Below are 17,927 nucleotides of genomic sequence, written 5' to 3'. Positions count from 1 at the left end.
GGACACCCCTCATGAAGCTACCGCCAGAGGCACCGATGGGATGGGATCTGGGCGAGATCGTCAGCGGCTTGCGCGGCGCGCGCGAGCAGTGGCGGCTGCGCCAGCAGCGCGAACAGGGCCGTAAGGACCGGGAGTTTCCGTCGGTGGACCGCATCGCCTGCGCCATCAAACTGCTGCGCGGGGCGCTGTTTCCACTGCGCTTGGGCCCGGTGGAACTGAAGCGTGAGGGCGAAGATTTCTACGTGGGCCATGCACTCGATCAGGCGCTTAATGCCCTGGTCGAAGAAGTGCGGCTGGAACTGAGTTCACGCGGCAACGTCAACGGCGGTGGCGACGCCGCCGCCGAGGCGCGTCGCCGTGTCGCAGCCTTCGCAGCGCAGTTGCCCGCCATCCGCACGCTGCTCGACGGCGACGTGGAAGCCGCCTATGAAGGCGACCCGGCCGCGCGCAACGTCGACGAAGTGCTGCTCTGCTACCCCGGCATTCTGGCGCTGATTCATCATCGCCTGGCGCACGCGCTCTACAAGCTGGAGTTGCCCCTGCTGGCGCGCATCGTCGCCGAGATTGCGCATTCGGCCACCGGCATCGACATCCATCCCGGCGCGACCATTGGCGAGCACTTCTTCATCGACCACGGCACCGGCGTGGTGATTGGCGAAACCGCCATCATCGGCCAGCGGGTGCGGCTCTATCAGGCCGTGACCCTGGGCGCCAAGCGTTTCGAGGTGGGCGAAGACGGCCAGCTCACCAAGGGCAATGCCCGCCATCCCATCGTCGAAGACGACGTGGTCATCTACGCCGGCGCGACCATTCTGGGGCGCATCACCATCGGCAAAGGCTCCAGCATCGGCGGCAATGTGTGGCTGACCCACAGCGTGCCACCCGGCTCGCAGATCTCGCAGGCGCGGATGGAAGAAGGGGCGCCGGTGGTGAAGTGAGGGGGAGCCCCTTCTTGGGTAGGGTTGGATAGGTTTGCGGGCAAAGCGCTCCGGTCGGGATCAGCCCAAAGTGGGCTGTTATTTCGCCATGCTGCTATCTATCCAACGCTTCAGCTCAGCCGCCGACAGCGAGCGCAGCGGGATGACCGTCGGCCGCAGCGATTTGTTTAGTGATCACCGTAGTGCAAGCACCAGTCGTAGACCTTCGTCGACCTGCGACATGACTTTGCCGGGTAGGGCTTTGACCTTGGACGTGAGTAGCGAGCGATCCAAGGTGATCAGTTGCGAGACGTTGATAACCGAGGCTTTTGGTAGCCCAGCTTCGGATTTCGCCAAGCGCACATTGCCCGGCGCCGCCGCCAAGGCCAGGTTGGATGTGACCACGGCCACAATGACCGTTGCTATGCGGCTTTCATTGAAAGGCTTTGATTGCACAACCACCACGGGCCGCCGGAAACCTGGACCGGACCCAGTAGCCGCCGGCAGGGAGGCCCACCACAACTCACCACGCTTCATCTTCAACCATGCCGAGCTGTGCTTGCGCCATGGTTTGTTCCACGTCCGAACACTCCATGGCATAGACCGCGTTCAGTTGATCGGTAACAGCCTCGGTGCCGTGCCTTGAAACATATTCCTCCAAGGCTTCGGCGAAGAGTCGGCTGCGAGGCACTGCACGCTGCTTGGCCAGACGCTCCGCAGCATCGAAGAGCGGGTCAGGGATTGAGATGGCAACTTTCATGCCCGTACGGTATCACTCGGGTATGACTGAGGCAACATTGTGCCCAATGCCTGAGCCAGGCCAAGCACTAGCCGAAAAAGCATGCATGTTTGTCCTCAGCGACCAGCGCCAAGAACTTCTCGACGCTGCCAACCTTCGGAACTGGTGGATAGGAATGCCACTTCAGATCGGCACGCATCCAGAAGACCCGCCAGAGCTCTTGGGTCTTAACGTAGGTCGCCTTTGCGACCGGATGTTCCATGGTCTCTCCGGGCGCGCCTCTCCAACGGGGGCGAATCTCAAAGATTTCGATGCTCTGGCCGTTGATGCGGAAGGCGAGATCAAGTTCGGGGCGAATGTGCGGAGCTGGTCGGCGCTTCTCGATGAAAGCACCAACAACCCTCTCAAGTCTCTTGGTTTCAAACTCGCTAAAAGCCATATCAGTTGCGGTGATGGTTGGTTGGGGTAGAAGCCGTTTGACTCCGCCATCACTCCAGCTTGAGCAGGTTGGCCATGGCGGCCTCAGCGGTGTCCGCATCCACTTCAATCACCTGTGCGCCTCGAGCTTCAAAGTCGAGCTCCACGATCACCCGCACGTAGCGCGTTTCGCCGGGCGCCAACGTCACCTCGGTGCCGCGACTCGCATCGTCGCCCGCCCATACCGGATAGCGGCCGGGGCGCAGGGTGAAGTGTCGGTAGGCGGTCGGGTAGACCGGGCCGTGGGTGGTGTCGCCAATGTGCAACTCAGGCCGGATGACACCGGTGCGAAGCGGTCCGCCGAGGCGGTAGACAACCAGTTGGCTCTCGGTTTCTGCGGGCGTGGGCAGGTCGGGCGCCAGCGCGGGCGCGCTGACGCAGCCCGCCATCAACAGGCCGAGCCACAGGGTGCACAGCAGCTTGAGGCGTGGCGTCATGTCGGTTGCTCCTCGGCGGGTCGGGCGAATCACATGCGGCAGAATGACGCATTCTCACGCCCATCGGTACAAGCACAGGACTGACATGCTCAAGCGGATGACGGGAGACGGCACCATGACCCTGCGTGACTACCAGCCCGAAGACCTCGCCAGCGTCGTGGCGCTGTTCACCGCGTCGGTTCATCAACTGGCGGGCCGTTATTACACCCCGGCGCAATGCGAGGCGTGGGCGCCGTCTTCGCCCGACCTGTCCCAGTGGGCCACGCGGTTGGCGGGGTTGAAGGTGATCGTGGCCGACGGCGCCATCGGCACGCTGGGATTCATTGGCTACACGACGGCCGGGCACATTGATTTGCTGTTCACGTCACCGCTGCGGCCCCGTAGCGGCGTGGCGACTCGGCTATATCACGCCGCCCAGGCCGATCTCGTTCGGCTCGGGACTTCGGTCGCGTACACCGAGGCCAGCTTGGCCGCTGAACCGTTTTTTGTGCGGCAGGGGTTCGCAACGGTCGAGGCGCAAGACGCACGGCGCGGCGATGAAGTGCTGCAGCGCCTGCTGATGCGTAAAACCCTCGCCCTGGCCGCGTCTGGCTAGGCTTGGACTTGACGTCTCAAAGACCGCCACCGCCGCCCCAGTAGCGCGATCAGGCTCAAACCAAGCAGGCCCCAGCCCAGTGCGCCGCCACCGCCACCGGCGCCTTCCGGACGTAATTGATCGGGCATCACCTGGCTGCCGCTGCGCGGATTGCTGAAGTGCGCCCAGAACGCGGTGGTGGCGTCGAGCTGCGTGGTGATGCGGCCCAGCGATACCGAGGTGCCGCCGGCGAAGCCCAGCGATCCTGGCCAGGTGTGGCCGCCGCCATTGACGCGGTAGGCGATCAGCGGCGGAACGCCCGACGCGCAGTTGTAGCGTATGTAATCCACGGTGGTGCCGTCGCCATTGGTGGGCAGCTGGTTGGGAATGGGCGGCACGTCCAGCGCGTCGGAGCAGCCGTTGCGGGCGGCCCAGAACGAGGCGGTACCCGGCGCCGAGCGAAAGGCGATGCGGGCATTGTTGGTGGTTTCACCGTCGATCACGAGGTCGTCGCGATAGGGCACGCCGCCGTAGCGCACCACCTCGTCGTCGGTGCCATGGATGAATACCTTGGTCATGGGTTTGGGCGTGGCAGGACAGTTTTCCTCAAGCCCGAAGCGCAGGCTGCTGGCGACGCTGCCCAGGCCGGCGAACAGTTCGGGGCGCTCGCAGACCATGCGCTGCGACATGAAGCCGCCGTTGGAATAACCCGCGATGAAGACCTGTGCCGGGTCGATGCCGTTGTCGGCAATGGCGTCGGCAATCACGGTCGCGATGAACGCCACATCGTCCATCAGCGGGCTGTCGGGCGCCTCGGTTGGCGGCGTGATGGGGTCATCGTTGAACTCGCCGTCAATGGCTTCGGGCAGGATCACGGTGATGCCGTGATCCCGCACCAGGCGACCGATGCGGGTCAGGTTGGCCATGGGCTCGATGTTGGTGTCACGCGCGTGCAGCAGCACGAACAGGGGCTGGACGCCGTCACCCGGGGTTTGTGGTGTGATGCGCATGAAGCGCCGCGTCACCGGCAGGCCCAGCCGGCTCTCGGAGCCTGCGTAGGTCCCGGTCACGATCACGCAGTCGGTGCCGGGGGTGGGCGCGACGAATCCTTCGCTGCCCTGCGCCAGGGGTCCGCTGGGACAGTTTCGCTGCTGGGCTTGTGCGCCGTGGGACAGGGCCAGTAGCGCCATCATCGCCAGTGCGGCTAGGGGTCGGGTCAGCGTCATGGGTCGGGCCAATGGCAGGGCGCTCAAGGGTAGCGACCTGCGCCAGACCATGTTGTGACGGGGTTGTCGATAAGGCACCTGGGCCGGGTGCCGACGGGGTCGGCATCACGCGGTACTTTGACGGTACCCTGACCGGACGAGGCCCTGAACCGTTTGCCTGACGCTTGCAGGCGCGGCAAACCCGGCGCCGCCGTATCGAACCTTGGCTGAGGGCAGGCAACGCGAATGAATGTCTCTTTGTTGGTCCAGTCGGCACAAGACGCCCTGGGTGCCGCGCGGCTGGCGTTGGCCTCGCCAGACACTTACTGGCAGCTGGCGGCGGTGCTGGTGGCCATTGGGCTGGGGTGGTTGTTGTCGGCCCGCATCACCGACCTGGCGACACCCGGATCCGGGCTGAATCGCCTGCTGGACCGACTGGAGGGCGTGCTGCGACCGGCGCTGTCGCTGCCGCTGCTGCTGGTTGCCACCGCGCTGAGCGATCACTTTCTAGGGGCTGCCTGGCTGGCGAAAACCGCCACGGTGATCACCCTGCTGTGGTTGTTCGAGAGTGTCGTGCGCCGGGTCAAGAAAGGGTCGTTGATGGGCCGCGCCATCCGCATGGTCGGCGTTCCGTTGCTGGCGCTGCATTTTCTGGGGCTGCTGGCGCCGGTCACCGCGGTGCTCGATTCCATGTCGTTTCAGGTGGGCAATCTCAGTCTGTCGGTCAGCGGCCTGCTGCGGGTGCTGATTTTTGGCTCGCTGCTGTTCTGGTTGGGCTGGGTGTCCAACAGTGCCGGCTTGACCGTCATCCGCAACCAGCAGGATCTGGACGTGCGCACCCGCGAGGTGGTCGCCAAGCTGTTTCAGATTGGCCTGACGCTGCTGGTGATGCTGCTGTTCTTGCAGGTGATGGGCATCAATCTGACCGCCTTGGCGGTGTTTGGCGGCGCGCTGGGCGTGGGCCTTGGGTTTGGCTTGCAGTCGATTGCGTCCAACTTCATTTCCGGCATCATCATTTTGTTTGACCGCTCGCTGTCGGTGGGGGACTACGTCGAGCTGGAAGACGGCAAGACCGGCTACGTGCGCGAGCTGACCATGCGCTACACCACCCTGGAAGGCTTCGATGGCAAAGACGTGCTGGTGCCCAACGAGTCTTTCATCACCAAGCCGTTTACCAACTGGACGCACAAGAACAAGAAGCAGCGTTATCGGGTCGATTTTTCGGTGGCGTACCACACCGACATTCGCGCGATGTGTGAGTTGATTCGCGCGGCTGTGGCCCAGCATCCCCAGGTCATCAGCGGCCCGGACATTCCGTTCGAAGAGCGCCCGGATTGCGAGATCGACAGCTTTGGCGATTCCGGCGTCAACATGTTTGTCGAGTTCTGGATGGAAGGCGTCGATGACGGCAAGAATCGCGTCGGCGGCGACCTGTTGTTGCTGATCTTCGAGACCTTGCGCGAGCACGGCATCGAGATACCGTTCCCGCAGCGCGAGGTGCGCATGCTGGACGGTCGCGCCCCGGAAGGCGGCCAACCGCCGGCCGCTTGATATCGACTCAGCGGGCGGTTCGGGTGCGTGACGGTGGTGGCAGCACCAGCGCCGCTAGCAATCGCAACAGCAGCTCGCCGACCACCGACAGCACGAAGCCGCTGACCATGCCGAAGGCGATGGCGCCAGGATCGAGCCGGATGGCATAGCTGAAGTCGTTACGCACCTCGGCCTGCACGTCGGGCACCGGGGTGAAGAAGGCCTGCGCGTAGGCACGCAGCGGGTTGGCGCGGAAGTCGGCCAACTGATCGGCCAGCAGACGATTGCGGCGGTAGATGACCTCGATGCTGTCGCCACCTTCCTCGAACACCTGGTCGCCGCTGCGGCGGTAATGGCCAATCAGGCGGTCCATGTCGCCGTCAAAGTGCCGCACGGCCTCGTCACGAAAGGCGTCGAGGCTGCGCTCCGACTCGGCGTAATGCGACGCCAGGCCCTTGCCGTACTGGTCGACAAAGGTTGGCACCTGGATGCCGACCAGCACCCCGCCGAAAAACAGGATCAAACGCAGGTAAGACATGACGGTGTTCATGAGGCCTCAAGCGGTCAACGGCAATGCATCATCGTCGACCCTGCCCATGAATGCCGGGTGAGGCCCTGAGCGTTGGCAGGCCTACAGCGCGACCCGGTTCAGCGTCGGCACCCGCGCGCTGGCCTCGGCGACCGATGTGCTGCGCACCGCGCCCTGCAGCAGATCGGCGCCGTTGCTGACCAGCGCCTGCACGTAAGCGGTCTCGCCGGCGCCGACCGTTACGGTCACCTGGTCATGGCCGGTGTCACCGATGCTCACCACGTATTCGCCGGGGTCGATGTCGATCACGCGGTAGGCGCAAGGCAGCGCCGGGCCCAGCGACTGCGCGTCGAGATACAGCGCCGGACGAATGGCATTGAGGCCGAACGGGCCAGATTCGCGGTACACAACAATGCGTGCCCGGTCGGGTTCGGGGGCGCCTATCTCGGCGTTCTGCGCTGACCGGGACAGGTCGCGACTGGCGCAGCCGCTGGTCAGCGCGCCGGCCATCATTAGGGCGACGGTCAGGATGAGGGGGGTTTGCTTGAACATGGTCGGCCTCCGTTTGCGGGCGCTGCCCGCGCATGTCGGCGTCTACGGCAGCGGCGCGTTACCGGACGCAGATTTGCCGACCGGACGCAGGCCGTCGTCGCCCGGGTGAGCCGGCATGGCCGGTAAAGCGCCTACGCTAACGGCCTCATTATTGACTTGGAGCCTGCCATGGCAGCTTGGACCGAAGCGCAGATTCCCGACCTCAGCGGCCAGACCGTGCTGGTCACCGGCGCCAACAGCGGATTGGGCCTAAACACCACGCGCGCGCTGGCGGCAAAAGGGGCCCACGTCCTGATGGCCTGCCGTGATGCCGAAAAAGCCAAGGCCGCGCGCCAGTCGCTGCTCGACACCCAGCCCGACGCGCGTTTGACGCTCAAGCCGCTGGACCTGAGCAGTCTGGCGTCGGTGCGCGCACTGGCCGCCGACCTGAAGACCGAGGGCGTGGCACTGAGCCTGCTGATCAACAATGCCGGTGTCATGGCGGTGCCGCACGGTCACACGCGCGATGGCTTCGAGACGCAGATGGGCACCAACCATTTGGGTCATTTCGCCCTCACCGGGCTGCTGCTTGAGCGGCTGCAGCCCGGTGCACGCATCGTCAACGTCGCCAGCATGGCGCACCGCTGGACGCCCGGCATCAACTTTGACGACCTGCACTGGGACCGCCGTCACTACCGTCGCTGGCAGGCCTACGGCGACAGCAAACTGGCCAATCTGCTCTTCACCTTCGAGTTACACCGCTGGTTGGTCACGCACCGCCGCGACGCGCTGTCCGTGGCCGCCCACCCCGGCTACGCCGACACCCATCTGCAGTTTGTCGCCGCCGAGCAGAAGCAGTCGAATTTTGAGCGCTGGGGCATGACCCTGGCCAACGCCGTGTTGGCGCAACCGGCCGCCATGGGCGCGCTGCCCAGCCTCTATGCCGCCACCGCGACCGGCGTGCTCGGCGGTGACTACATCGGCCCCAACGGCTTTCAGCAAATGCGTGGCCACCCCACCAAAGTCGACTGCCGCAAGGCCGCCAAGAGTGAAGCCTTGGCGCAGCGGCTTTGGACCGTGTCGGAAGCGGCCACCGGGGTTCGGTTTGGGGATTGAATTCTCGGTTGCCTCAGCGCTGCACGTGCTCGACCCAGCGTCGTGCAGTCGCGAGGGCATCGGTGCCGGGAAAGATGAGCGGCGGGTACCAGCGTTTTGGTACCGGCGGGGAGGCGGTTGGGGGTGATGGCGAAGGCACGCCATGCGAAGGATCGGCGTCCCGGTTGGGGGCCCCGAGTCTCGCGCCTGCGCTATGCTCCGCCCCCTGCGCCCGTGGCGGAATTGGTAGACGCAAGGGACTTAAAATCCCTCGCCTTTTGGCGTCCCGGTTCGATTCCGGGCGGGCGCACCAACCGTCGTTTTCTGCAAAGTTCGCACCGCGAACCGCGGCGGGTCAGGCTTGCAAAATCAGGTTTTGCGCATGACTTTTCCAGCGTGATCCCAACGATCTTTTGGGTATCCCACCTTTGCCAGAAGGGCGATCGCAATTCCCCCGCGATGTCTGGCCAGGGCAGTGGGTCATACGGCTCCCCGGATCATTGTCGCCTTCGTCCCCGGGTTCTATCCCGATCCCACGGACGGTTTGGAAAGGGTTGAAAACTTCTGATCCTGCTTGGCGACTCTTCGCCGCATTCGTGGGGTGTGGATTCCCCAGTCCCTATTTCGCAGAGCGTGTGAAAAAGTCCGAGCGTAGTCGGAAGTTTTTTAAGCTCTCAGAACTGGTACTTGAAGAAGAACCCCAAATTATCGCGGTCGCGATAGGTGTTGTTGGCCCCGGCGCCGCTGAAGGTGTTGTACGAAATGGTGAACGAGAAGGATTTTTCGTAACGGGTTTCCAGCAGAAAGTTCAGGGTTTTCCGGCCTTCCACGAAGTTGCCTGCCGGCCCCGGTGCGTTGCCCTGTAGGTCGTGCGCGAGGATGAACAGGGGTTGGATGCTGATGCCCGGCAATACCGACTCGTAGCTGATTCGACCGACGATGCGATAGCCCCAGGAGAAGGCATCGGCAAACGCGCTTCGCGGCGCCTGGAAGGGGTTGAAGCGCAGCCCGTCGGGGCCTACCGAGCAGCTTGGGTTGGTAGAGCAGGCCAGGCGCGAGCCATCAGCGCCACTGCCTTCTGCGCCGGCGCTGGCGTGGGTGGTGGCGGTGAGTGGACCTTCGATCTGTAACTCATCGAAGTCGGGCATGTTGAGCACGTGGGTGGCGGCCAACTCGTAGATGAGAATGATCTGGTCGGCGCCGATCCAGTTTTCGGTGCCGCTCAAGACGCGGGTCGCGCCCAGGTTGTACTGTGCCACCTTGCCGGGAATGTAGCCGCGAATGTAGCTGTTGGGCGGCGTCTCACCGACCGCCACACCGCGGTACGGCATGATGAAATTCGGGAACGAACGCGCCGAGCCGGGCGCGGCACCCACGATCAAATTCAGCGTGTCGTTGTAGGGGTTGTTGCCGGTGCCATCGACGAAGTCGTTGTCGTCGTAGACGATGAAATTGCCGTCGGCATCAAAGCCCAGGCCGGCGCCGGTGCCGCCGCAATCCAGGGCCTGATCGTGGCAGCGGGTCAGGGTCGGCCCGAACGAGGCGAACGCCAGGTCAATCAACGCCACCTGCAGCGGCAGGTTGGGGCGGTAGGACACCTCGCCTTGAAATGAGTAGTTGCCGAAGGTGGTGGTGAAGTCGAGGCCATACACCTGCAGATCTTCGGGGTACTCAATCTGCAGGCGGGCGGTGTCGAACGGCACTGCGTCACTGTTGGGCAGGTTCGGACGCGGTAGCAGCAGGTTGAGCAGCGCCAGCGGATTGCCGCCATCCAGCAGGCCCAGTTCGGTCAGCACGCCGGGGCGCTGCACCAGCAAGGCAGCCGTGTCGAGCGACAACTGGCTGGAGGCTGAAGGGGTGGTCAGCGGCAGGTTGGGGCAGGCCTCCAGAAACTGCAGCGTGTTGCGGGCGTCAACGCCGCCGGCGTTGCCTTCGCGGCGGGCGCAGCTGGCGTCGGTGGAATAAAAGCTCACATACGGCAGCTTGGAGTGGTAGTTCATGCCGTAAAAGCCGAACTCGGTACCGTTGTTAATGTTGTCGGAATAAAACTTTAGCGACACGCCGTACTGCCCCTGGTCGCGGGCGTCACGGTCGGGGTTGCGGGCGATTGTGAGCGAGGTGGGGGTGATGAGCGCCAGCGGATTGTTCAGCGGCATGCCCACCATGTCGGGGTCATCGGCCGAGCCGCCAAAGGCTGCGCTGACGCCATTACGTTGGTTGTCGGTGCCGATATCGACGAACGACATGAAGCTACCTGCGGTTGGAATCTCTACAGGGTCCCATTCGTACTGGTAGAACACTTCCACGGTGAGGCCGGTGGCGATTTCGGTGCTGGCGCGAAGCATCCCCACCGGCACGAACAGTTCTTCCAGTAAGCCAAAGCCGAGCCGGTTGAAAGCGTTGGCGTTGATCGGCTGGGCCTGGTTAAGGCTGTTGACCACGGCAACGGTGGATTGGCCCCAGTTGACGGTTTGCCGCCCCACGCGAAAGGTCAGGTCGCGCTCACCACCGGCATAGGGGATGGAGCCGAAGAAGTTGGCGTCGAGCAGGTCGTAGCGCAGGCCCAGTTCGTCGGCTTCATCGGCCGCGCGCTGGTTGGTGAGCCGCTCGCCCGGTCCATACACACGGTTGAAGAAGCGGTTGGAAACTTGCGTGTCGCCGGTAATGCCCACCCGCCCTGCGTTCTCAGCGGTGATGACGTTGGGGCGGTTTTGATTGAAGCCACTGTGGTTGACGTAATCGTAAATGCCGATGCCGCGCAGGAAGATGCCGTATTGGCCAAACAGAAAACGGAAATCCTGGGTGACCTTGAAGGGCGCCTGCACCACGTCGCCGCGGTCATAGTTGAGGTTGCCGTCATCGAAGTTCGTCGATGCCATGCCCGGCGCATCGCGGAGCTTTTCGGACGGGTGCGTCTGGTCGCGAAACAATCCCTGGCAGCTTTGGAAGGCGCCGCTGCAAACGTCGGGGTCCAGATTGGATTTGCCCACCAGGTTCGCGGCGCGGTCTTGCAGGCGAAACGCGTAGCCGAAGGTGCCGGTGTTATTGAGCACCGCATCGACATTGTTGCCCAGCACATCGAAGTTGAAGCTGACCGCCTGCGCCGTCCATGACGCGCTGGCCGTCAGACACACAACAACAAGCTGCTTTGCAAACCGAGGGGTTCGCATGCCGAATACCTTCATCTAATGGCTCCCTGTCATACGATTAAAAATGGGCGATGCAACGGAGCCCCGGCGGCGCATCGCCACGCCGACGGGGAGGGAGTCTCCAGGTTCCCGGCACGCCCGACCGGCTCTTTGGCGGCTAGGGCGGTTGACACAAATAGCAGGGCGATTGCCCCCCTTGGGCGACGTGACTCAAATGTCAAGCGTTCAGCCCAGATTCACCGGACAGTATATTGAACGGTCGGTTGTTTAAGCGCAAGGCCAACGCCCCGAAGCCCGATCTGCCCATGACCAGACCGACCCGACTTCAGGGGTTTGCACTTAGCAGGCTGGTGAAAAAGCCCCAGCCCTCTGATTTGACACGATTATTGCTTGTTGAAGGGTGCCGCAGGAGCGGTGACTTTGGGCGGATCGATGCGCGGAACCGACACGGGACAGTTCGCGATGTTCAGCTACATCACTCTGGAACGCCGGGTGCCGGAGGATCATCCGCTGCGGCGGCTGCGGCCCCTGGTGGATGGCTTGCTCGCGAGCATGGATGCCGAGTTTGAGGCGGTCTACTCGCACACCGGGCGCCCGTCGATTCCACCCGAGCGGCTGCTGCGGGCACTGCTGCTGCAGATTCTCTACACCGTCCGCAGCGAGCGGCTGCTGATCGAGCAGCTGGACTACAACCTGCTGTTTCGGTGGTTTGTCGGGCTGCAGATGGACGACGCGGTGTGGGATCGCACCGTTTTCAGCGCCAACCGCGACCGGCTGTTGTCGACCCAGATGGCGCGCGCTTTCTTCCAGCGGGTGCTCTATCTGGCCGAATGGCAGCAGTTGACCTCCGACGAACATTTCAGCGTCGACGGTTCGATGATTGAAGCTTGGGCCGGCCACAAGAGCTTCGTGCGCAAGGACGGCGGCGGCCCCCGTGGCGGAGGCGGTGGCCGCAACCCCGAGGTGGACTTTTCGGGAGAGTCGCGCAGCAACGCCACCCATCAAAGCACCACCGATCCGGAATCCCGGCTCTACAAGAAGGGCACCTACGCGGAAGCCAAGCTGCGCTATCTGACGCATGCACTTTCCGAGCACCGCAATGGCCTGATTGTCGATGTGGAGACCACCCAGGCCGACGGACGGGCCGAATGGGTCGCCGCCGAGCGCATGATCCGGCGCAGCATTCGCAAGTCCGGTGCGACGGTGGCCGGAGACAAGGGCTATGACACCGAGGCCTTCGTCGGTTTTCTCAAGAAGCAGGGCTTGAAGGCCCACATCGCGCGCAAGAAGACCGGCAGTGCCGTCGACGGCCGCGCAGCCCGTGGCAAGGCCTATGCCCTGAGCCTGAACCGGCGCAAACGCATCGAAGAAGCCTTTGGCTGGATCAAGACCGTCGGCGGGCTGCGCAAGACCCGGCACAAGGGCGTCGAGCGCATCCAGGGACAGGCGCTGCTGACCTTTGCCGCCTACAACCTGGTGCGCATGCTCAGCCTGCTGCAGCCGCAGACGATCCGGGCATAGGCGAGATCCGTCCAGAGGTGCCCCAAGGGCGCCGTCGGACACCGCAACACCCGCGAGATCAGCTCGCACGGCGTCTCTCCCGCGCCGAAAAATCCAGGGAGCATGAGAAAGTCAGGGGAAGAGGAGAGATTTTCACCAGCCTGTTAAAGCCGATCCATCGACGTTTCCAGCCATTGGTGGCGGGTTGATTTGGCCAACGTCATCCAGGTGCTGAAGCTGATGCTGCACGCGCGTGTCGGGGCAATGCGGGCGCATTCGAGACGGTCGGCACGGGCAATGATCACGCCACAGTCGTCGGGCACATCGTCGGCGTCGCCGATACCCTCGGCCAGCACGTAGTAACAGGCGCTGGCCAGCGCTTTATAGCCGGCGCGCTTGTCAGGGCGGCGCAGATCGGCCTTCAGGTCGGCGCGGCTGACCTTGATCTCGTGAACCAGCGGCTCCAGCCGGTCTTCGCGCGTCGTGTTGCGGATGGAATAGACGTCGGGCCGCAGGTGCAGCCAAGCATCGCCGGGCTTGGTGAGCAGGCTGATGCCCGGATAGGCGATTCGCCCGGCGCGAACCTGTTCGTCGGCAACGCGCTGCACCAGTGCATCGTGGCGGTTGAGCGCCGCGCGGTTGCGGGTTTGCACGTCGGCAATGACGGCCAAGCCGGCGTCGGTGACGCGCAGCGTGTCGAGCTGGCCGGGCACATGCACGCGCTCCAGCAGACCGGCGACCAGCAGGTCGACCTCCAGCGCGTCCAGGCACGGCCAGCCGGCCGAGCGGTACATGCTGCGCAGGCGACGATGGTGTTGCACCGTGAGCCTTGGCAGGCCTGCACTCATGCGTGGCGTAACTGACTGTTATTCATCGATATGCCGGTGGCTTCTGAAGCGTTTGCGGTCACGACGTGCGGCGCACCAAGCGTCGGTGGCCATGGTCTAATCGCGGCCATGCGTAATCCATTCGAGCTGTTTGCCGGGCTGCGGTACACCCGCGCGAAGCGGCGAAATCACTTTATTTCATTCATTTCCGGGGCGTCGATTCTCGGCATCGCCGTGGGCGTGACGGCCTTGATCACCGTGCTGTCGGTGATGAACGGCTTTGAGCGCGAGTTGCGGGTGCGCATTTTGGGCATGGCCTCGCACGCCACCATCGTCGGCGCCGAGGGGCCGCTCATGGACTGGCCCGATGCCGCCGCGCAATCGGAAACCCACCCCAACGTCATTGGCGTGGCGCCGTACGTCGAGGGCGAGGGCATGTTGCGGGTTGGCAACGAGCTTTCGGGCACGCTGCTGCGTGGTGTCTTGCCGGCGCGTGAGCCGCGCGTGTCCGACATCGATCAGAAGATGGTGGTCGGCGAGTTCGACGCGCTGCAGGCGGGTGAATTTCAGATGGTGCTGGGCGTTGAGCTTGCGCGCCTGCTCGGGGTGGTGGTGGGTGACACCGTGGACCTGATGATTCCGCAGGCCTCGGTGACGCCGGCGGGGGTCATGCCGCGCTTTCGCCGCTTTACCGTGGCGGGGGTGTTCGAGGTGGGCATGTACGAGTTCGACCGCGGCATGGTCTTCATTCACATGGCCGACGCGCAGGCGCTGCTGCGCATGGGTGATGGCGTGACCGGCGTGCGGCTGAAGCTTGACGACATGTTTTTGGCGCCGCGCATTTCACGCGAGCTGGCGGCCGAGTTGCCGGGCGTCTACTACGTGTCGGACTGGACGCGCAGCCACGCCAATTTCTTCCGCGCCGTGGCCACCGAGAAGACGGTGATGTTCATCATTCTGTCGCTGATCGTCGGCGTGGCCGCATTCAACATTGTCAGCACCCTGGTGATGGTGGTGCAGGACAAGCAGGCCGACATCGCCATCTTGCGCACCTTGGGCGCCAGCCCGCGCTCGGTGATGCTCATCTTCATGGTGCAGGGCAGCCTCATCGGCATTTTCGGCACGCTGCTGGGGCTGGCCGGCGGCATCGGCCTGGCACTGAATGTCGAGAACATCGTGCCGTTGATCGAGACGATTCTGGGACAGCCGGTCCTGGCGCCCGATGTGTATTACATCTCTGACCTGCCGTCAGAGCTCAAGCAGGCCGACGTGGTGCGTATTGGTGGCTTGTCGCTGGCACTGGGGTTGCTGTCGACGCTGTATCCGGCGTGGCGTGCCTCCAAGGTACAACCGGCCGAGGCCCTGCGTTATGAATGACTTTGTGCGTGATGACGCGCCGATCCTGTCGGCACTGGGCCTGCGCAAGGTGTTCGACGACGGGCGCTTGCACCTGAAGGTGCTCGACGGCGTTGATGTCGAGATTCGCCGCGGCGAGCGCATCGCCATCGTCGGTGCCAGCGGCACTGGCAAGTCAACCCTGCTGCACTGCCTGGGCGGGCTCGACACCATCGATGGCGGCACCATCCGCGTTGCCGGCGAGAACATGAGCGCGCTCAGCGACGCAGCACGCGGGCAGTTGCGGAATCGCTTCATGGGGTTCGTTTACCAGTTTCACCATCTGCTGCCCGAGTTCTCGGCGCTGGAAAACGTGGCGCTGCCGCTGCTGATTCGCCGCCGGCCAGTGCGTGAGGCACGGGCCGCCGCGTCCGCCATTCTCGAGCGGGTCGGCTTGGCCGAGCGTCTGCACCACAAGCCGGGTGAGCTGTCTGGCGGTGAGCGTCAGCGCGCTGCCGTGGCGCGGGCGCTGGTGACCCGGCCCGGCTGCGTGCTGGCGGACGAGCCCACCGGCAACCTCGACCGTCGTACGGCCGACGCTGTGTTTGAGCAGATGCTGTCGCTGAACACCGAGCTGGGCACCGCACTCGTCGTGGTCACCCACGACATGGCGCTGGCCTCGCGTATGGACCGCGTGCTGACCCTGGAGGCGGGTCGCCTCACGGCGGCCTGATTTCCCTTTTTGCGGGTGCGCTGGGCTGCCGCCTTCACCCTGGGCTGCGGCGCGGTGCTGCTCAACCCCGCGCCGTGGGCACTGTGGTGGTCCTTGCCATTACTTTTGGCTGCACTCTGGGCGCCGCTGCGCGGCATCGCACTGGCGTTGCTGTTGGGTGCGGTGCTCTGCGAATGGCAGGTGGCCGAGCGGCTTGAAGACCGCTGGCCCGCCGCGCGCCACGGTGAGGTTCGCGAGGTCACCGGGTGGATCAGTGAGTTGCCCGATGCCCGACCCGCCGATCAAGGTGCGCATTGGCGCTTTCGCCTGACAACCGATGACGGGGCGCAGGCGGCGGGCGTGCCGCGTGACGTGCGGGTGAGCTGGTACGACGGCCCCGAAACCCTTGCGGCGGCGAGTTGTTGGCGGTTCACGCTGCGGCTGCGCATGCCGCGCGGCAGCCACAACCCCGGCGGCTTCGACTACGAAGGCTGGTTGTTTCGCGAGCGGCTGGGCGCGACCGCCAGTGTGCGCGACGCCGTGCCCTGCGATGACGCCCTCGGCGGTTGGCGCGCCGGGCTTTTGCGGCTGCGCGCCGACTGGGCCGAGGGGCTGGACCGGCACTTGGGTGCGCACCCCGGCAAGGCGTATCTGGCGGCCCTTGGCGTTGGCGATGGTCGTAGCCTGACACCGGCGCACTGGCAGGTGTTTCGCGAAACCGGCACCAGCCATCTGGTGGTGATCTCGGGCTTGCATCTGGCGCTGATGACCGGGGTCGGCTTTGCGCTCATTCGTGTGCTGTGGCCGCTGTGGCCGGCCGCCGCATTGCGGGTGCCGACGCCGGTCGCCGCCGGTTGGGGCGCGGCCATGCTGGCGACCGGCTACGCATTGATGGCCGGCTTCGAGCCCCCGGTCATCCGCGCCCTGCTGATGGTCTGGTTGGCGTTGTGGCTGGCCCTGCGTGGCGGCTGGCGACAGCCATTTCGGGCGTTGGCGCTGATCTGGGTCGTGGTCGTGGCCTGGGACCCGGTGCGGCTCATGCGCCCTGGCGTGTGGCTGTCGTTCATGGCGGTTGCGGCCATCGTCTATCTGCTGGCGTTTCGTCTGCGCGCGGGGCCGGGCTGGCGCCAGTTCGCGTGGCTGCAACTGGCGCTGGGCCTGGTGATGTTGCCGATGACACTCGGTCTGTTTGCCGGGACCAGCCTGATTGCGCCGCTGGCCAATCTCGTCGCGGTGCCGCTGTTCATGCTGCTGACGCCGGCGGCGCTGCTGGCTGGCGTGTTGGCGCAGCTTGAGGTGGGTTGGGTGACGCCGCCGTTGCAGTGGCTGGCCGCGGCCTTCGCCGCCATTGATGTTGGTCTGCAGTGGCTGACCACCCTCGGTAATGGCGTCTGGTGGCCACACGCACCGCCGTGGGCGGTTAGCGTGCTGGCCTTGCTCGGTGTGCTCTTGCTGCTGGCGCCGCGCGGCGTGCCGGGTCGCGCACTGGGGCTGATCTGCATGGCGCCATTGCTGATTCCGCGCGCCCCTGACGACGCACCGCTGACCGTGACCGTGCTCGACGTTGGCCAGGGTTTGGCGGTGGTCGCGCGCACCCCACATCACACGCTGCTTTACGACGCGGGGCCTGCGTGGCCGGGCGGCTTTGATGCCGGCGACGCGGTGGTGGTGCCGTACCTGCGCTACCGGGGCCTATCGCAGCTTGATCGGATCATGGTGTCGCACGCCGATCTTGACCATGCCGGTGGCGTGGCAGCGGTGCGGGAGGCATTTCCCGGTGCGCGGCTGTTGGGTGCCGACACCGAGGCGCCTTGCGCGGCGGGGCAAGGTTGGCAGTGGGACGGCGTGCAGTTCGACGTGCTGCATCCGGCAGTGGCCAGTGCGTCGGCCGCCTCGGCGCACCGCAATGATGAATCCTGCGTGCTGCGCATCGTGGTGGGCTCACAAACCTTGCTGCTGGCCGGCGACATCGAGGCGACGGCGGAGCAGGCCTTGGTGCGCGATGCCCATGAAAAGCTGACGGCGCAGTGGTTGCTGGCGCCGCATCACGGCAGTCGCACGTCATCCAGTGAGGCGTTCATCGACGCGGTCAGGCCGCAGACCGTGGTCTTCAGCGCCGGGTGGCGCCACCACTTCGGACACCCGCATCCGCAGGTGGTTGAGCGCTATGCGTGGCGCGGCATCGACCGCTGGGCGACGGCTGAACACGGCGCGCTCACCTGGCGGTTTGACGGCAGCGCAGTCGAGCCGCAACCCCAAGCCTGGCGGCACGTTCACCGGCGTCGTTGGCATGCGCCGGCGGCGCCATGAGTCGTGTTAATGCGCCATCCCCGCTGGCAGTGACTTTCGATACGCTGTGCGATTGTCATT

Annotated in this window: 17 protein-coding genes and 1 tRNA gene; 9 read left to right on the top strand and 9 right to left on the bottom strand. The window is 64.8% G+C overall.

Going from position 1 to position 17,927, the window contains the following annotated elements:
- The first annotated feature begins 11 nt into the window (after positions 1-11).
- Complete coding sequence (epsC, locus tag U741_RS0113795) at positions 12-938, top strand: serine O-acetyltransferase EpsC (RefSeq protein ID WP_029891036.1); 927 nt, start codon at positions 12-14, stop codon at positions 936-938.
- A gap of 174 nt (positions 939-1,112) precedes the next feature.
- Here the strand turns inward: epsC and U741_RS0113790 are convergent, their stop codons facing one another.
- The 4 genes from U741_RS0113790 to U741_RS0113775 form a co-directional block, all read right to left on the bottom strand.
- Positions 1,113-1,454 (bottom strand): type II toxin-antitoxin system PemK/MazF family toxin, encoded by a 342-nt coding sequence (locus U741_RS0113790; RefSeq protein WP_029891035.1) that lies wholly within the window; start codon positions 1,452-1,454, stop codon positions 1,113-1,115.
- A complete protein-coding gene (locus U741_RS0113785) occupies positions 1,441-1,677 on the bottom strand; it encodes a CopG family ribbon-helix-helix protein (RefSeq protein WP_029891034.1) in 237 nt (78 codons plus the stop codon). Before U741_RS0113785 ends, U741_RS0113790 begins: the two co-directional genes overlap by 14 nt.
- Positions 1,678-1,744: 67 nt before the next feature.
- Entirely contained in the window at positions 1,745-2,095 is a 351-nt protein-coding gene (locus tag U741_RS20090) for a DUF3024 domain-containing protein (RefSeq protein WP_029891033.1), read from the bottom strand.
- Positions 2,096-2,144: 49 nt separating this feature from the next.
- A complete protein-coding gene (locus tag U741_RS0113775) occupies positions 2,145-2,570 on the bottom strand; it encodes a hypothetical protein (RefSeq protein ID WP_029891032.1) in 426 nt (141 codons plus the stop codon).
- A gap of 115 nt (positions 2,571-2,685) precedes the next feature.
- Between U741_RS0113775 and U741_RS0113770 the strand changes: the two genes are divergently transcribed.
- Positions 2,686-3,165, top strand: coding sequence for a GNAT family N-acetyltransferase (locus tag U741_RS0113770; RefSeq protein WP_029891031.1), 480 nt, complete (start codon positions 2,686-2,688; stop codon positions 3,163-3,165).
- On the opposite strand, the gene U741_RS0113765 is transcribed toward U741_RS0113770, so the two are convergent.
- A complete protein-coding gene (locus U741_RS0113765; RefSeq protein WP_161776231.1) occupies positions 3,162-4,370 on the bottom strand; it encodes a CE1 family esterase in 1,209 nt (402 codons plus the stop codon). The two genes, U741_RS0113770 and U741_RS0113765, sit on opposite strands and share 4 nt — an antisense overlap.
- Before the next feature lie 225 nt (positions 4,371-4,595).
- On the opposite strand from U741_RS0113765, the gene U741_RS0113760 reads away from it, so the two are divergent.
- The gene (locus U741_RS0113760; RefSeq protein WP_029891029.1) at positions 4,596-5,900 is read left to right on the top strand and encodes a mechanosensitive ion channel family protein; all 1,305 of its coding nucleotides are present in this window, start codon (positions 4,596-4,598) and stop codon (positions 5,898-5,900) included.
- 7 nt (positions 5,901-5,907) lie between these two features.
- Here U741_RS0113760 and U741_RS0113755 read toward each other — a convergent pair whose 3' ends face one another.
- Both U741_RS0113755 and U741_RS0113750 read right to left on the bottom strand, forming a co-directional pair.
- On the bottom strand, positions 5,908-6,429 hold the full coding sequence (locus U741_RS0113755) for a DUF2937 family protein (RefSeq protein WP_052378831.1): 522 nt from the start codon (positions 6,427-6,429) through the stop codon (positions 5,908-5,910).
- Between the two features lie 81 nt (positions 6,430-6,510).
- Positions 6,511-6,960: a DUF2846 domain-containing protein gene (locus tag U741_RS0113750; RefSeq protein ID WP_152551618.1), complete on the bottom strand. Its 450-nt coding sequence runs from the start codon at positions 6,958-6,960 to the stop codon at positions 6,511-6,513.
- 168 nt (positions 6,961-7,128) lie between these two features.
- On the opposite strand from U741_RS0113750, the gene U741_RS0113745 reads away from it, so the two are divergent.
- Positions 7,129-8,055 carry an oxidoreductase gene (locus tag U741_RS0113745; RefSeq protein WP_029891026.1) on the top strand — a complete coding sequence of 309 codons (927 nt, stop codon included), beginning with the start codon at positions 7,129-7,131 and terminating at the stop codon, positions 8,053-8,055.
- 207 nt (positions 8,056-8,262) lie between these two features.
- Positions 8,263-8,347: transfer RNA gene (locus tag U741_RS0113740), tRNA-Leu, on the top strand.
- 361 nt (positions 8,348-8,708) lie between these two features.
- On the opposite strand, the gene U741_RS0113735 is transcribed toward U741_RS0113740, so the two are convergent.
- Complete coding sequence (locus tag U741_RS0113735; RefSeq protein WP_029891025.1) at positions 8,709-11,168, bottom strand: DUF1302 domain-containing protein; 2,460 nt, start codon at positions 11,166-11,168, stop codon at positions 8,709-8,711.
- 447 nt (positions 11,169-11,615) lie between these two features.
- On the opposite strand from U741_RS0113735, the gene U741_RS0113730 reads away from it, so the two are divergent.
- Entirely contained in the window at positions 11,616-12,704 is a 1,089-nt protein-coding gene (locus tag U741_RS0113730) for an IS5 family transposase (RefSeq protein WP_029891024.1), read from the top strand.
- Positions 12,705-12,847: 143 nt separating this feature from the next.
- Here the strand turns inward: U741_RS0113730 and U741_RS0113725 are convergent, their stop codons facing one another.
- A complete protein-coding gene (locus U741_RS0113725; RefSeq protein WP_052378830.1) occupies positions 12,848-13,531 on the bottom strand; it encodes a hypothetical protein in 684 nt (227 codons plus the stop codon).
- A gap of 108 nt (positions 13,532-13,639) precedes the next feature.
- On the opposite strand from U741_RS0113725, the gene U741_RS0113720 reads away from it, so the two are divergent.
- Genes U741_RS0113720 through U741_RS0113710 form a run of 3 tightly spaced genes read left to right on the top strand, consistent with a single transcriptional unit; the run spans position 13,640 to position 17,867 of the window.
- The gene (locus U741_RS0113720; protein WP_029891022.1) at positions 13,640-14,887 is read left to right on the top strand and encodes a lipoprotein-releasing ABC transporter permease subunit; all 1,248 of its coding nucleotides are present in this window, start codon (positions 13,640-13,642) and stop codon (positions 14,885-14,887) included.
- Positions 14,880-15,578, top strand: a complete 699-nt coding sequence (lolD, locus tag U741_RS0113715) for a lipoprotein-releasing ABC transporter ATP-binding protein LolD (RefSeq protein WP_029891021.1) — start codon at positions 14,880-14,882, stop codon at positions 15,576-15,578. The genes U741_RS0113720 and lolD overlap by 8 nt, the downstream gene beginning before the upstream one ends.
- A gap of 15 nt (positions 15,579-15,593) precedes the next feature.
- Positions 15,594-17,867 carry a DNA internalization-related competence protein ComEC/Rec2 gene (locus U741_RS0113710; protein WP_052378829.1) on the top strand — a complete coding sequence of 758 codons (2,274 nt, stop codon included), beginning with the start codon at positions 15,594-15,596 and terminating at the stop codon, positions 17,865-17,867.
- Positions 17,868-17,927: the final 60 nt, after the last annotated feature.

The sequence above is a fragment of the Polycyclovorans algicola TG408 genome (assembly GCF_000711245.1).
GTDB lineage: Bacteria > Pseudomonadota > Gammaproteobacteria > Nevskiales > Nevskiaceae > Polycyclovorans > Polycyclovorans algicola.
Note: the sequence above shows the minus strand (reverse complement) of the source record. Positions and strands in the feature narration are given on the sequence as shown.

Bases quoted from the DNA above. Each gene is read 5' to 3' on its own strand.
- epsC (WP_029891036.1), top strand. From the start codon at position 12: ATGAAGCTACCGCCAGAGGCACCGATGGGATGGGATCTGGGCGAGATC.
- U741_RS0113790 (WP_029891035.1), bottom strand. From the start codon at position 1,454: ATGAAGCGTGGTGAGTTGTGGTGGGCCTCCCTGCCGGCGGCTACTGGG.
- U741_RS0113785 (WP_029891034.1), bottom strand. From the start codon at position 1,677: ATGAAAGTTGCCATCTCAATCCCTGACCCGCTCTTCGATGCTGCGGAG.
- U741_RS20090 (WP_029891033.1), bottom strand. From the start codon at position 2,095: ATGGCTTTTAGCGAGTTTGAAACCAAGAGACTTGAGAGGGTTGTTGGT.
- U741_RS0113775 (WP_029891032.1), bottom strand. From the start codon at position 2,570: ATGACGCCACGCCTCAAGCTGCTGTGCACCCTGTGGCTCGGCCTGTTG.
- U741_RS0113770 (WP_029891031.1), top strand. From the start codon at position 2,686: ATGACCCTGCGTGACTACCAGCCCGAAGACCTCGCCAGCGTCGTGGCG.
- U741_RS0113765 (WP_161776231.1), bottom strand. From the start codon at position 4,370: ATGACGCTGACCCGACCCCTAGCCGCACTGGCGATGATGGCGCTACTG.
- U741_RS0113760 (WP_029891029.1), top strand. From the start codon at position 4,596: ATGAATGTCTCTTTGTTGGTCCAGTCGGCACAAGACGCCCTGGGTGCC.
- U741_RS0113755 (WP_052378831.1), bottom strand. From the start codon at position 6,429: ATGAACACCGTCATGTCTTACCTGCGTTTGATCCTGTTTTTCGGCGGG.
- U741_RS0113750 (WP_152551618.1), bottom strand. From the start codon at position 6,960: ATGTTCAAGCAAACCCCCCTCATCCTGACCGTCGCCCTAATGATGGCC.
- U741_RS0113745 (WP_029891026.1), top strand. From the start codon at position 7,129: ATGGCAGCTTGGACCGAAGCGCAGATTCCCGACCTCAGCGGCCAGACC.
- U741_RS0113730 (WP_029891024.1), top strand. From the start codon at position 11,616: ATGCGCGGAACCGACACGGGACAGTTCGCGATGTTCAGCTACATCACT.
- U741_RS0113725 (WP_052378830.1), bottom strand. From the start codon at position 13,531: ATGAGTGCAGGCCTGCCAAGGCTCACGGTGCAACACCATCGTCGCCTG.
- U741_RS0113720 (WP_029891022.1), top strand. From the start codon at position 13,640: ATGCGTAATCCATTCGAGCTGTTTGCCGGGCTGCGGTACACCCGCGCG.
- lolD (WP_029891021.1), top strand. From the start codon at position 14,880: ATGAATGACTTTGTGCGTGATGACGCGCCGATCCTGTCGGCACTGGGC.